We start from the raw sequence: 13,637 nt of genomic DNA, 5'->3' as shown, positions 1-13,637 counted from the left end.
GAGGCGCAAAAGGGGTAGGCATTTCGAGCGGCTGTTCCGGGTCTAGCTTCGCGACGAGACGAGCGCACGCTCGAGCTTGTCGAGCCCTTCGTCGAGGATCGCATCCGTCGCCGTCAGCGGCACGAGGATGCGGATCGCATTGCTGAAGACGCCGCACGAAAGAAGGATGAGCCCCTCCGCAAGCGCCGCATTGGTGACGCGCTTCGTCGCATCCGCATCCGGCTCATAGGCGCCGCGATGCTGCACGATGTCGAAGCCGATCATCGCCCCATGGCCGCGAATGCCGGTGATCGGGACCGTATCGTTGCGCGAGGCGATCTTCTGGAGCCGCCCCTTGATATGGGCGCCCATTGCATTGGCGCGGTCGATGAGCTTTTCCTCCGCAATCGCGTCGAGCACGGCGAGCGCGGCGGCGCAGGCGACCGGGCTCCCCGCATAAGTGCCGCCAAGGCCGCCCGGCTCCGCCGCATCCATGATGTCGGCCCGCCCGATGACGCCCGAAAGCGGGAAGCCGCCGGCAAGCGACTTCGCCACCGTGATCATGTCGGGCTCGACGCCCGAATGCTCGATGCCGAACATGCGTCCCGTCCGCGCGAACCCCGTCTGCACTTCGTCCGCGACCAGAAGAATTCCGTTCTCGTCGCAAAGCTTGCGCAGCGCGACGAGCAATTCCTTCGGCGCTTCGTAGAAGCCGCCCTCGCCCTGCACCGGCTCGATCATGATCGCCGCGACGCGCGAGGGCTCCACATCGGCGCGGAACAGGAATTCGAGCGCGCGCAGCGAATCCGCGACCGTCACCCCGTGATCGGCGACCGGGAACGGCACATGAAAGACCTCGGCCGGCATCGGTCCGAACTTCTTCTTGTAGGGCAACGTCTTGCCCGTGAGCGCCATGGTCATCATCGTGCGCCCGTGAAACCCGCCGGCAAAGGCGATGACCGCCGAACGCCCCGTCGCCGCGCGCGCGATCTTCACCGCGTTTTCGGTCGCCTCCGCGCCCGTGGTGAAGAGGATCGTCTTCGCGGGTCCCTTGAAGGGCGCGAGAGCGTTCAGCCGCTCCGCAAGCGCGATATAGGGCTCATAGGCGACGACCTGAAAGGCCGTATGCGTATAATGCTTGAGCTGCTTCTCGACCGCAGCGATCACCTTCGGATGCCGGTGGCCGGTATTGAGCACCGCTATGCCGCCCGCGAAATCGACGAAACGCCGCCCCTCCACATCCCAGAGTTCGGCATTTTCCGCGCGCGCGGCAAAGACCGGATAGGCGGTCGCCACACCACGCGGCACAGCCCGCTCGCGCCGCGCCAAAAGCTCCCTGTTATCGCTCATCTATGAACTCCCTGAGAACGGTTCGCATCGCACTGCTCCCGGCCGGCTCGGATCCGGTCGGCGCATCGGCCTATCGCTCGCAGGCGCATCGAACCATCCCGGCCTGCGGGGGCGAATGAGCGCGAGAGCAACTCTGCCTCTGCGCCGCGTGTCCGGCAAGCCGCCCCACGATGAAAAAAGCGCCCGCGGCGAAGCGCGGGCGCAAAGGCGAGCGGTACGAGATGCGCGTACCAGCGAGGATCGATGATGCTCAACTCAACATGAGGGAGATGATGCCGATCGAACCGAGCGTGAAGAAGACGCCATAACCAAAGCTCATGGAACGGCGCAGGAACGAACCGGTGACATTGGCGCGCAGCGGGAACATCTTGAACGGACGGCCTTCCTCGAGCGCCTCGCCCGCCTCGATTTCGTCGTCCATCACCTTGACCTGCGCGCGGATCGTCGCGCCGCGATGGGTGATGAGCTTGCCGCACTGGATTTCGCCGGTGACATGGCTCGACGAGCGAAGGATGACCTCGCCGGTGACGACGAGCTGCCCGTCGAAGGCGCCCGCAATCTCCGCGCGCGCCGCATGGGCGTCGCCCTCGACCGAGCCCGAGACACCGATGGACAGGAGCGAGGTCTTCAGATCGGCGCGGCTCATCCGCCCGTCGACGAACATCGAGCCCTGCGTCTCGAACGAACCTTCGAGCGAGCTGTTCTCACCGACGACGATATCCTCGCTGCCGGCACGCATGACCCGCAGCGTGGCCGCCGACGCCTTTTTCCCCTTGTCGTTGGAGGCGCTGGCGGGAAGGGTCCCGGCAAAGGATTCGACCGCGTCACTGCTCATGGGAACCTGCTCCTTGCGAGTTCGGAGGCCATCCTGCCGGCCCCCGCGTCATTTCACGAAGGTTCACGCTGCGGCCGGGTGGCGCCATGTGCAAGCGCGTCACGCTCCAATCTGGAGCGATGGAAGGTTTGGCGCCGCAAAAGGGCGGGAAGTCCCTTCATATTGGAGGCATCAGCCGCAATGCGCCGCCGCGCGCTTTTCGTTATCATGCCCCGGCTCACTTCAGGGGGCGAACGGGGAGCGTTCGTCGACGAACGCAGGGGAAAAGCGTGCGCCTTATTCTTTCCTATCTGTGGTGGCCGGTTCTCTTTGCCGGATCGCTGGGTCTGGTCTGCCTCGGCATGGCGACGGGACATGACATCCTCGCCTTCAATCTCACCTATCTCGGCCTTGCCGTCACCGTCGCGGTTGTCGAGCGCCTCATGCCGCATGAGCGGGAATGGCTCGCCAATGATGGCCAGATGGGCCCCGACCTCGCGCACACGCTGCTGAACAAGGGGCTCGCTCAGGTCATCATCACCGTCGTCACTTTCATGGGAATTGCCGACTGGCTCGCCCCTGCGGGCGGCGGGTTCTGGCCTACCGGCTGGCCGCTCGCGCTCCAGACGGCGCTCGGCCTCGTCGTCGTCGAGGCTGGCCTCTACTGGAAGCACCGCCTTGCCCATGAATGGCCCTGGCTCTGGCGCTTTCATGCCGTGCATCACAGCGTCACGCGCCTCTGGTTCTTCAACACCGGCCGCTTTCACGTCGTCGATACTGTGACGGGCCTCATGGTCGGCATGCCCGTCCTGCTGCTTCTCGGCGCTCCGAGGGATGTCCTCCTCCTTGTGAGCGCGATTACCGCCATCATCGGCATGCTCACCCATTGCAATATCGAGATGCGCTGCGGCGTGCTGAACTATGTATTCAACACGCCCGCACTTCATCGTTGGCACCATTCGAAGGATCTGAGGGAAGGCAACCGGAACTACGGCGAAAATCTGATGCTGTTCGACCAGATCTTCCGCACTTTCTACAATTCGCCGCGCCGCCCCCCGGCCGATATCGGCATCCGGCATTACATGCCGCCGGATTTCGTCGGCCAGTTGAAGGCACCCTTCACCGGCCAGCCGCTCTGAAAGCACTTCGGCTGGGGCAAATTCCCGGCCGCATATGGCGCTTGACCCTCCAGTGACAGGAAGGTTTACGGTCCCTTTCATCGACAGTCGCGACGAAAGGACCGGACCATGGCCACTGAAACGAAGCCCGCCTGCTGCGGCGGCCACGCGCATGATCAGGCGCACGCCCATGGCCACGCGCATGGAAACGGCCACAGCCACGGAGTGAAAGATCCTGTCTGCGGCATGACGGTGGGCCCCGCCAGCGCCGAATTCAGCGCTCGCCACGAGGGCGAGACCTATTATTTCTGCTCGGATGCCTGCCGGAAGAAATTCATCGCCGATCCGGCGAAATATCTGCACCCGCAGGAAGCGGCGCCCGCCGCCGCCTTGCCCGAAGGCACCCTCTACACATGCCCCATGCACCCTGAGGTGCAGCAGGTGGGCCCCGGCGCCTGCCCCATTTGCGGCATGGCGCTCGAGCCTCTGCTGGTCACTGCCGATACCGGCCCGAGCCACGAACTTCTCGACATGCAGCGGCGTTTCTGGATCGGCCTCGTGCTCACGCTCCCCGTCTTCATTCTCGAAATGGGCGGGCATCTGACCGGGCTCACCGTGAGCCTCGGCAGCACCGTGTCGAACTGGATCCAGTTCGCGCTCGCAACGCCCGTCGTGCTCTGGGCGGGCTGGCCCTTCTTCGAACGCGGATGGCAATCGCTCCTCACGCGCAACCTCAACATGTTCACGCTCATCGCCATGGGCACAGGCGTCGCCTGGGGCTACAGCGTGGTCGCAACCGCCATGCCCGGCCTCTTCCCCGAGGCCTTCCGCGCGGCGGACGGCTCGGTCGCGGTCTATTTCGAGGCGGCTGCGGTCATCACCGTTCTCGTGCTGCTTGGGCAGGTGCTCGAACTGCGCGCGAGAGAAAGAACGAGCGGCGCCATTCGCGCGCTGCTCGACCTCGCGCCCAAAACGGCCCGGCGCGTGCGGCCCGACGGCGAGGATGAAGAGATCGCGCTCGACCTCGTCGCCGTCGGCGATCGCCTGCGCGTGCGGCCCGGCGAGAAAGTGCCCGTCGACGGCGTGATCGCGGACGGGCGCGTCTCGATCGACGAATCCATGGTCACGGGCGAAGCGATGCCGGTGACGAAGGAGCCCGGCGCCCGGGTGATCGCGGGCACGCTCAACGGCTCCGGCAGCTTCATCATGGTCGCCGAGAAAGTCGGCCGCGACACCATGCTCGCCCGGATCGTGCAGATGGTCGCCGACGCCCAGCGCTCGCGCGCGCCGATCCAGCGGCTCGCCGATCGCGTGTCCGGCTGGTTCGTGCCGCTGGTGATCGTCACCGCGGTTCTTGCCTTTGGCGCATGGGCGATCTGGGGGCCCGAGCCGCGCTTCTCCTACGGGCTCGTCGCCGCCGTGGCGGTGCTCATCATCGCCTGTCCCTGCGCGCTCGGACTTGCCACGCCCATGTCGATCATGGTCGGCGTCGGACGCGGCGCGGGCGCGGGCGTCCTCATCAAGAATGCCGAGGCGCTGGAGCATATGGAAAAGGTGGATACGCTCGTCATCGACAAGACGGGCACGCTCACCGAGGGCAGGCCCTCCGTTGTCGGCATGGCGACGGCCGGAGGCATCGCCGAAGATGAGTTGCTGCGCCTTGTCGCCAGCGTCGAGCGCGCGAGCGAGCATCCGCTGGCGCACGCGATCGTCGCCGCCGCCAGGGATCGCGGCCTCCCTCTTGCGGAGGTGAGCGACTTCGACTCGCCCTCCGGCAAGGGCGCGGCTGGCACGGTCGAAGGGCGGCGCATCGTCATCGGCAATGCGAACTATCTGGACGAGATCGGCATTTCGACGGCCTCGCTCGCCGCGCGCGCGGAAGAAATGCGGCTCGACGGCGCGACGGCCATTTTCGCCAGCGTCGATGGAAAGCTCGCAGGCGCCATCGCCATCGCCGACCCGGTGAAGGAGACGACGCCGCAGGCCCTTGCCGCGCTCAGGGCCGAAGGCATTCGCATCGTCATGCTGACGGGCGACAATCCGACGACGGCGCAGGCCGTCGCGAGCCGCCTCGGCATAGAAGAAGTGAAGGCCGAAGTCCTCCCCGAGGAGAAGGCCAATGTCGTCGCCCAGCTCACAAAGGCGGGCCGCGTCGTCGCCATGGCGGGCGATGGCGTGAATGACGCGCCCGCGCTCGCCGCCGCCGAAATCGGCATCGCCATGGGAACGGGAACCGACGTTGCGATGGAAAGCGCCGGCGTCACGCTTCTGAAGGGCGACCTCATGGGTATTGTCCGCGCGCGTCGCCTTTCCGAGGCGACGATGCGGAACATCCGCCAGAACCTTTTCTTCGCCTTCATCTACAACGCGGCCGGCATCCCCGTCGCGGCGGGCGTGCTCTACCCCGTCTTCGGACTCCTTCTCTCGCCCGTCATCGCGGCGGCAGCCATGGCGCTTTCATCTGTCAGCGTGATCACGAATGCGCTCCGGCTGCGCTACGTGCGGCTCTGAGGCGCGCGAGAGACGAGCGGGCTTGCGCTCGAAAACATCAGGGGTCGATGCGGGTTCCCGCCTCGCCCTCGATCACGCGCTTCGCATCGGCAAGATTGCCGATGAAGGCGGGGCGGCCCGTCGCTCTGGCGAAGCGGCAGGCCGCATCGACCTTCGGCCCCATCGAGCCGCTCGCGAAGGCGCTGATGTCGAATTCGCCCGCGCATGCGCGATTGATGAGGTCAGGCTCCTCGCCGCCCCAGTTGCGATAGACGCCTTCGACATCGGTGAGAATGACGAGGCGGTCCGCATCAAGATTGCAGGCGAGAAGGGACGCGCCGAGATCCTTGTCGATCACCGCCTCGACGCCGTCGAGAACGCCACCCGCCCTCTCGACGACAGGGATGCCGCCACCGCCCGTGCAGATCACGATCTGCCCCGCCTCGATGAGGAGCCTGATGGCATCGAGTTCCACGATGCGCCGCGGTTCCGGAGAGGCGACGACGCGGCGGAACGCCTCGCCATCCGCCGCCATCGCCCATCCCCGCTCGGCGGCGAGCCCGCCCGCGCCGGCTTCCGCATAGACGGGTCCGATCGGCTTGGTCGGCCGCGCGAAGGCCGGATCGCCGCCATCGACCACCGTCTGCGTCAGCAGGGTGACGATGCCGCGCCGTGGCAGCATGCGGCGCAGCTCCTGCGCGATCACATAGCCGATCATGCCCTGCGACTCGGCGCCCAGCACATCGAGCGGATAGGGCGGCACGGCCTTGTAGGCATCGGCCTCGAGGGCGAGCAGCCCTACCTGCGGGCCATTGCCATGCACGAGGACGAGCGTATGGCGGCCCGCGGCTTCCGCAAGCGCGGCGGCCGAGGCGCGCATGTTCTTCCGCTGGTTCTCGAAGCTCAGAACCTCTCCGCGCTTCAGAAGGGCGTTGCCGCCAATGGCTACCACGAGCCGCATGTCAGGAGCCGCCCGGCTGCTGCTGCGTGATGCAATGGATATTTCCGCCGCCGAGAAGGATCTCGCGCGCCGGAACGCCCTTCACCTTCCGGCCTGGAAACACCCTTGCCAGCGTTTCGACTGCCGCGCCGTCATGTTTCGGATCGAGGAGCGGCATGATGATCGCGCCATTCGCGATGTAGAAATTGACATAGGACGCGGCGAGCCGGAGCCCGGCCACGCGCGGCTGCGTGCCCTCGACATGATCGACACCCTCGGCCTCTTCCGCCGTCTGGAAGAGTGGCCCCGGCTGATGGAGCTTCACCACCTCGAGCGAGCGACCCCTGGCGTCCTTCGCATGGGAGAGGCGCTCCAGCGCATCCTTGCTGATCTCATATTGTGGATCGGCGGTGTCGTCCGTCCAGCTCAGAAGCACGACGCCGGGCCGCGCAAAACAGGCGATATTGTCGATATGGCCGGACGTCTCGTCATTATGGACGCCACGATCGAGCCAGATCGTGCGCGAGATGCCGAGATATGCTTCGAGCTGCGCCTCGATCTCCGCCTTCGACAGACCCGGGTTGCGGTTCGGATTGAGGAGACATTCCTCCGTCGTCAGAAGGGTTCCCTCGCCATCGACATGGATCGACCCGCCTTCGAGAACGATGGGCGCCTTGTACCGGTCGAGCCTTTCGATCCCGAGCACCTTCTGCGCGACAAGCTCGTCCTGATCCCAGGGAAAATAGAGCCCGCCTTCGAGCCCGCCCCAGGCGTTGAAGACCCAGTCGACGCCACGCACATGCCCCTTGCCGTCGACGACGCAGGTGGGGCCACAATCGCGCATCCACGCGTCATTGGTCGTCATCTCGACGACACGCACCGCTGGCGAAAGCACGCGCCGCGCGTTCTGATACTGCGCGGGCGAGACGCACATGGTGACGGGCTCCGTCTCGGCGATGGCCTCCGCCACGCGGGCGAAGGCGGCCTGCGCGGGCTTCGCGCCCATGCGCCAGTTGTCGGTGCGCTCCGGCCAGATCATCCAGGTGCCCGCATGCGCCGCCCACTCCGCCGGCATGAAGAAGCCGTCGGCGCGGGGCGTCGAGGCGAGAAGTCGCGACATAAATTCAGGCTCCCTTTCGGCGCGTCTGCAGCGCGAGAATGACTTCGCCGACGAGAACGGTGAGGACGACACCGCCAAGGATCGGCCCGGCCGTGCTCCAGTCGACCGGCTCACCCGGCACCCAGACGAAAAAGAGAATGGCCTGGAGAATGAAGAGAACGCATATGGTGGCGATGAGCGTCAAGGCCCCCATGCCGCCCGGCACGCGATAGGGCCGCGACGTCCCGGCATCGATCCGCCTCAGCCGCAGGAAGGCCGGAAAGACGAGAAGATAAGGCAGCAGGAAGACGATCGAGCTGAAGGCGAAGAGCGACCAGAAGAGATCCTCCGCATTCGCCGCCATGAAGCCGTAAAGCACGATGACGACCGTCGAGACGATACCCGTCCAGAGAAAGGCGCCGACAGGCGTCTGATAGGTCGGATGGAGCGAGGCGAAGACGGCGGGCAACTCGCCATCGGCGGCGGCGGCCTGCGCGGTGCGGTTCGCACCGAGCGTCCATGTCACCATATTGGCGAAGAACGTGTAGAGCGCGCCGATGCCGATGAGAACCGTCGCGGTCTTCGCGAGCTGGGACTCGCCCAGCAGCCGCGCGACCGTGTCGATGACGCCGCTGATGAGACCGATCTCGTTCACCGGAAGCGCGACGAGGATGCCGAAGGTAGCGAGCAGATAGAAGCCGACAATGGCAAGACCGGCGACGACGATCGCGATCGGTACATCGCGAGCCGGATTCTCCATTTCCTCTCCCGCGCCCGACATGAGCTCGAAGCCGAGAAAGTTGTAGACGACGACGGGAAGGAAGGCGAGGCCGACATCCCAGCCGGGCGTCAGCGTGGAGAGCGTCATCTCGTTGGCGAAGCCCCGCGTCGAGGCGATCCATATGCCCGCGACGCCCATGATGAGCATGATCGCGGCTTTGACCACCGCGCCGATATTCGGCACCCACTTGCTGTTGGCGAGGCTTGCGATGCCGACGCCGACGGTGATCCATGTCATGAACACGCCGAGGGCGATCTTCACCCAGAGGCTCATTTCGGGCGCGAAGAGCTGCGCGAACATGCCTGCGAATAGGATGTAGACGGATGGCATCCAGAGCGCGACGTTGACCCAGTAATACCAGACCGTCCGTCCCGCCCATTTATCGCCATAGGCGCGCCTGATCCATTGCTGTATGCCGCCTTCGCCCGGATATGCCGCGCCGAGTTCGGCCACGATGAGGCCATAGGGCACGAAGAAGAAGACGAAGGTGATGATCCACCACGCCAGCGATGACACGCCGACCTTGGCGGAAGCCGCGAGCGTGTCGATGACGAGGATCGCGCAGACGGTGAAAAGCGTCATGTCGAGCTGATTGAGGACGCGCTTGAAGCCGCGACTCTGGGGCACCGGTTCATTGAGAGCGATCATTTTCATATCTCCACGCTTTCCGATCTGGTTTGGCCGTTGCAATTCACGAGGGATCGAAGGTGAGACGGAGACTTTCGCCAAGGAACGCCTGAATGCGTCCCGCATGCCAGTCGCGCAGTGTCTGCGGCGGACGGCTGACGCGCGGATAGACGAATTTGATGAGAATGGCCTTCTCGGTGTGAAGGCGGTTTTCGGACTGGTCGTAGATGATGGAACGGGGATGATCGAGAACCTCGTCCGTCGCCTCGACGCCGCGGCTCGCGGGCAGGCAGTGCATCATCTTCGCGTGGCGGGGCGCCTTCTCGAAGAGGGCGAGATTGACCTGAAACTTGGGCATGAAGGCGGCCTTGCGTTCAGGGATTTCCGCCTCCTGCCCGACCCACCACCACAGATCGGTATAGATGAAGTCGGCATCGCTCACGGCGGCGACGGGATCGTCCGTCACCACGAGCGTTCCGCCCGACAGCTTGCAGTTTTCTCGCGCGATCTCCTGCAAGGCTTCCGGCGCTTGATATTTTTGGGGCGCCGCCTGCGTGAAGCGCATGCCGAGCTGCGTGCAGATGAGCATGAGCGAGGAGCACACATTTGTCGTGTCGCCGATGAAGACGACATTGAGATCCTCCAGCGACTTTCCGGGCAATTTGTGCTCGAGCATGGTGAAGACGTCGCAGACCACCTGCGTCGGATGGTTGTAGTCGGTAAGGCCGTTGATGACGGGCACGCTTGCGTGGCGAGCAAGCTCCAGCACCGTCTTGTGCGAGAGTGTCCGCGCCTCGATGGCGTTCACCATCCGGCTGATGACCTTCGCCGTGTCCTTGGTGGATTCGCGCTGCCCGAGATGGATTTCACCCGGCCGGAGATAGAGCGCGTGCCCGCCGAGTTTCGTCATCGCGACTTCGAAGGAAACGCGCGTGCGCGTGGAAGGCTCCTCGAAGATCATGCCGAGCGACGTGCCGCTCAGAAGTTGCGGCAACGCGCCCTGCTTGTCCGCGTCCTTGGTGAGATGGATGAGCTGGATGAGATCGAGAAGCTCGGCCTTCGAGAAATCCTGCGTGTCGATGAAGTGACGCATGAGGAACCTATGGTGCTGGCTGCAAGGAGGTTGCGAAGGCGCGGCGCGGCGATCTAGAGTCGATGCGCCCTTCCATTCCGGATGAGCCCTCGTTTCCGTATCGCCGGGTGCTGAGATGTCCGAACTGACCGTTGCCGCGACGCAGATGGCCTGCGGCCCCGATCGCGAGGAGAACATTGCGAGAGCGGAAAAGCTCGTCACGCATGCCGCCGAGCGCGGCGCGCAGATCGTCCTGCTTCAGGAGCTCTTCGAGACGCCCTATTTCTGCAAGGACACGGAGCCCGGCTTTCTTCATCTCGCCTTGCCGGTGGCGGACAATCCCGCCGTGCGGCACATGCGGGCCCTCGCATACCGTCTCGGCGTCGTGCTGCCTGTCTCCATCTATGAGCGAACGAACAACGCCCTCTACAACTCGCTCGTCATGATCGATGCGGATGGAGAAATCCTCGGCGTCTACCGCAAGTCGCACATCCCCGACGGGCCGGGATACAAGGAGAAATACTATTTCTCCCCCGGCGACAGCGGCTTCCTCGTCTGGAACACGCGATATGCCCGCATCGGCGCGGCCGTCTGCTGGGACCAGTGGTTTCCGGAAACCGCGCGCATCCTCGCGCTCAAGGGCGCCGACGTCATCTGCTACCCGACGGCGATCGGCTCCGAGCCGCACGACCCGACGATCCATTCGCGCGACCACTGGCAGCGCACCATGCAGGGGCACGCGGCGGCCAATATGGTGCCCGTCATCGCCTCGAACAGGATCGGGCGCGAGGAAGGGCGCACATGCGAAATCACCTTCTACGGCTCGTCCTTCATCGCCGACAACACGGGCAAGAAGGTGGCCGAAGCTGGCGAATCCGATGAAGCCGTGCTGACCGCGCAATTCGATCTCGACGCGCTTCGCCGCGCGCGGCTCGAATGGGGCGTCTTCCGCGACCGGCGCATCGACATATATGGCGAATTGCTGACGCTCGACGGCACGCTGCGCCACCCGGTGCACAGGTGAACGGCGATGAGGTGACGGGCGGACCGCTCCGTCCTGGCTTCGCGCCTCGCTGCCCGACCGCGCCATCGTCTGTCCGATCGTGATCGTTTCGTCGTCAGATGATCGCGGCGGGCGGAAAATGCGGCATTGATCGGTATCAAACCCTCACAAATCCATGATGGCTTCAGGGTTAAACACGGCGCCACGGCCATTTCGCGCCCCAAGGAGGTGATCCAGCGGCGCAAATGGCGCATATGAAGGGGAGAGATCGGCGCCGCGGCCGCATTGCGAGGGAAATGCTGGAATCCCCAGCCTCGCTCTTGCATAAAAGTGGCGCGACGAAGACCAACAAGAACAATCAGGTGAGGCTCCTCAGTGTCAGACGATCAGAAACCAACAGAGGAAGAAGCAGAAGCCGCGGTCCGCACCCTCATTCGCTGGGCGGGCGACGATCCGAAGCGCGAAGGATTGATCGACACGCCGGGCCGCGTGGTGCGCTCCTACCGCGAACTCTTCTCGGGCTATGACACCGATCCGCGCGCCTATCTCGAGCGCGTGTTCGAGGAAGTTGGCGGCTATGACGAGCTGGTCGTGCTGCGCGACATCCGCGTCACCAGCTTCTGCGAGCATCACATGCTGCCCGTGGTCGGGGTCGCGCATGTGGGCTATCTGCCTTCAAGGCGCGTCGTCGGCATTTCCAAGCTCGCGCGCGTCGTGCAGGGCTTTGCCAAGCGCCTCCAGATTCAGGAGAAGCTGACCGCGGACATCGCGCGGGCGATCTACGAGATCCTGCAACCCAAGGGCGTCGGCGTCGTCATTCGCGCCGAGCACAACTGCATGACGCTCCGCGGCGTCAATTCCCCCGGCGCGACGCTGACGACGAGCCAGCTTCTGGGCGATGTGCGCGACGACCCGAGAACGCGCCAGGAATTCCTGCGCCTCACCGCCAATCACGACTGAGGCTACTGGTCGAGAGCGGATTTCAGCGGTCTGGCGAGGAGACGGATCGCCACCGATGCGACAAGGGCGATGAGCGCGATCATGAGGAAGAATTCCACCTTCCCCATCGCGCTCCAGAAGCCGCCGAGCCAGCCCGCGAGAAGATTGCCGGCGAAGCTCGTCGCAAGCCACAGCCCCATGAGAAGCGAGAGAATGGAGGCCGGCGCGATCTTCGAGACGAGCGAAAGGCCGATGGGCGAGATGTAGAGCTCGCCGATGGTGATGATGACGAAATAGGCGAAAAGCCAGAGCCAGCCCGCCTTGCCGTCCACGCCCGCCTGCCAGGCCGCGAATGCGAGGATCAGATTGGCGATAGCGACGCCGAGGCAGCCAAGCGCCATCTTGGAAATTGTCGAGGGCTCGCGCCCCTTCCGTGCCTGCCGCGCCCAGAGGCTCACGACGAGCGGCGTGAAGGCAAAGATCAGGAACGGGTTGAAGGACTGGAACCACGTCGTCGGAATCTCTCCCTGCCAGAACAGGAGATCGAGCGAGCGGTCCGTGAAGCCGTCCGCCCAGAGAACGATCGTGTTGCCCTGCTGCTCATAGGTCGCCCAGAAGAAACTGACCGGCACGAAAAGGGCGAGCAGAACCGCAATGGCGCGCCAGTCTTCGCGGCCGAGCGGCCCTGCCTCCCTCCTTGCGGCCGCGAGACGCTCGCGGGGATCGGGCGGCAGATGGCGCTGGCCGTAAAGATAGATGACAAGGCCGAAAAGCATCCCGATGCCTGCCGCGCCGAAGGCATAATGCCAGCCGACCTTTTCGCCGAGCGTGCCGCAGACGAGAGGCGCCATGAACCCGCCGAGATTGATGCCTACATAAAAGATCGAGTAGGCGCGGTCGCGGCGATGATCGCCCGGCGCGTAGAGGCTGCCGACCTGCGTCGATATATTGGGCTTGAAGGCGCCATTGGCGAGGATGAGCGTGAAAAGCGCGAAGAGAAAAAGCCCCTCGAACGCCATCATGAAATGACCCGCCGCCATGAGCACGGCACCGATGATGACGGTCCGCCGCTGACCGAGAAGGCGATCGGCGACGAGCCCGCCAATGATCGGTGTGAGATAGACGAAGCCCGTATAGAGGCCGTAGATCTGCGAGGCGAGCGGCTGGGGGCCGAGCGGCCCGAGCACCCATTCGAGCGTCGCCCTGAGCGTCGCAAGCCCGACGACGCTTTCCGCCTGTCCCGGCAGAAGCAGATATTTGACCATGTAGAGGACGAGGACGGCGCGCATCCCGTAATAGGAGAAGCGCTCCCACATTTCCGTTCCGAACAGAAATGTGAGCCCTTTGGGATGGCCGAACAGATCGGCGGAGGAACGCCACTCGGCGGCCGTCTCCCCCGTGGCAGGCTCTGCGCTCATGGAGGTC

Annotated in this window: 11 protein-coding genes; 4 read left to right on the top strand and 7 right to left on the bottom strand. The window is 64.7% G+C overall.

The genetic code is table 11. The features are described from left to right. Nucleotides 1-42: 42 nt before the first annotated feature. Both gabT and PKA57_RS03130 read right to left on the bottom strand, forming a co-directional pair. The gene (gabT, locus tag PKA57_RS03135; RefSeq protein ID WP_324297474.1) at nt 43-1,329 is read right to left on the bottom strand and encodes a 4-aminobutyrate--2-oxoglutarate transaminase; all 1,287 of its coding nucleotides are present in this window, start codon (nt 1,327-1,329) and stop codon (nt 43-45) included. A gap of 250 nt (nt 1,330-1,579) precedes the next feature. Continuing rightward, nucleotides 1,580-2,164, bottom strand: a complete 585-nt coding sequence (locus PKA57_RS03130; RefSeq protein WP_324297473.1) for a polymer-forming cytoskeletal protein — start codon at nt 2,162-2,164, stop codon at nt 1,580-1,582. Between the two features lie 269 nt (nt 2,165-2,433). On the opposite strand from PKA57_RS03130, the gene PKA57_RS03125 reads away from it, so the two are divergent. Further along, on the top strand, nt 2,434-3,282 hold the full coding sequence (locus tag PKA57_RS03125; RefSeq protein WP_324297472.1) for a sterol desaturase family protein: 849 nt from the start codon (nt 2,434-2,436) through the stop codon (nt 3,280-3,282). Nucleotides 3,283-3,390: 108 nt separating this feature from the next. Further along, the gene (locus PKA57_RS03120; protein WP_324297471.1) at nt 3,391-5,772 is read left to right on the top strand and encodes a heavy metal translocating P-type ATPase; all 2,382 of its coding nucleotides are present in this window, start codon (nt 3,391-3,393) and stop codon (nt 5,770-5,772) included. Nucleotides 5,773-5,809: 37 nt separating this feature from the next. Here PKA57_RS03120 and arcC read toward each other — a convergent pair whose 3' ends face one another. The 4 genes from arcC to ptcA are packed head-to-tail and all read right to left on the bottom strand — an operon-like array spanning nt 5,810 to nt 10,291. Then, nucleotides 5,810-6,712, bottom strand: coding sequence for a carbamate kinase (arcC, locus tag PKA57_RS03115; RefSeq protein WP_324297470.1), 903 nt, complete (start codon nt 6,710-6,712; stop codon nt 5,810-5,812). Between the two features lies 1 nt (nt 6,713). Further along, complete coding sequence (gene aguA / locus PKA57_RS03110; protein WP_324297469.1) at nt 6,714-7,811, bottom strand: agmatine deiminase; 1,098 nt, start codon at nt 7,809-7,811, stop codon at nt 6,714-6,716. 4 nt (nt 7,812-7,815) lie between these two features. Then, complete coding sequence (locus PKA57_RS03105) at nt 7,816-9,219, bottom strand: APC family permease (protein ID WP_324297468.1); 1,404 nt, start codon at nt 9,217-9,219, stop codon at nt 7,816-7,818. Between the two features lie 43 nt (nt 9,220-9,262). After that, nucleotides 9,263-10,291 carry a putrescine carbamoyltransferase gene (gene ptcA / locus PKA57_RS03100; RefSeq protein WP_324297467.1) on the bottom strand — a complete coding sequence of 343 codons (1,029 nt, stop codon included), beginning with the start codon at nt 10,289-10,291 and terminating at the stop codon, nt 9,263-9,265. Between the two features lie 115 nt (nt 10,292-10,406). On the opposite strand from ptcA, the gene aguB reads away from it, so the two are divergent. After that, nucleotides 10,407-11,294, top strand: coding sequence for an N-carbamoylputrescine amidase (gene aguB / locus PKA57_RS03095; RefSeq protein WP_324297466.1), 888 nt, complete (start codon nt 10,407-10,409; stop codon nt 11,292-11,294). A gap of 354 nt (nt 11,295-11,648) precedes the next feature. After that, the gene (gene folE, locus PKA57_RS03090; protein ID WP_324297465.1) at nt 11,649-12,233 is read left to right on the top strand and encodes a GTP cyclohydrolase I FolE; all 585 of its coding nucleotides are present in this window, start codon (nt 11,649-11,651) and stop codon (nt 12,231-12,233) included. A 2-nt stretch (nt 12,234-12,235) separates the two neighbouring features. Here folE and PKA57_RS03085 read toward each other — a convergent pair whose 3' ends face one another. After that, complete coding sequence (locus PKA57_RS03085; protein ID WP_324297464.1) at nt 12,236-13,630, bottom strand: peptide MFS transporter; 1,395 nt, start codon at nt 13,628-13,630, stop codon at nt 12,236-12,238. Between the last annotated feature and the right edge of the window lie 7 nt (nt 13,631-13,637).

Origin of the sequence: Parvibaculum sp., from assembly GCF_035325945.1 — a bacterium.
In the GTDB taxonomy this organism is placed as follows: Bacteria; Pseudomonadota; Alphaproteobacteria; order Parvibaculales; family Parvibaculaceae; genus Parvibaculum.
Note: the sequence above shows the minus strand (reverse complement) of the source record. Positions and strands in the feature narration are given on the sequence as shown.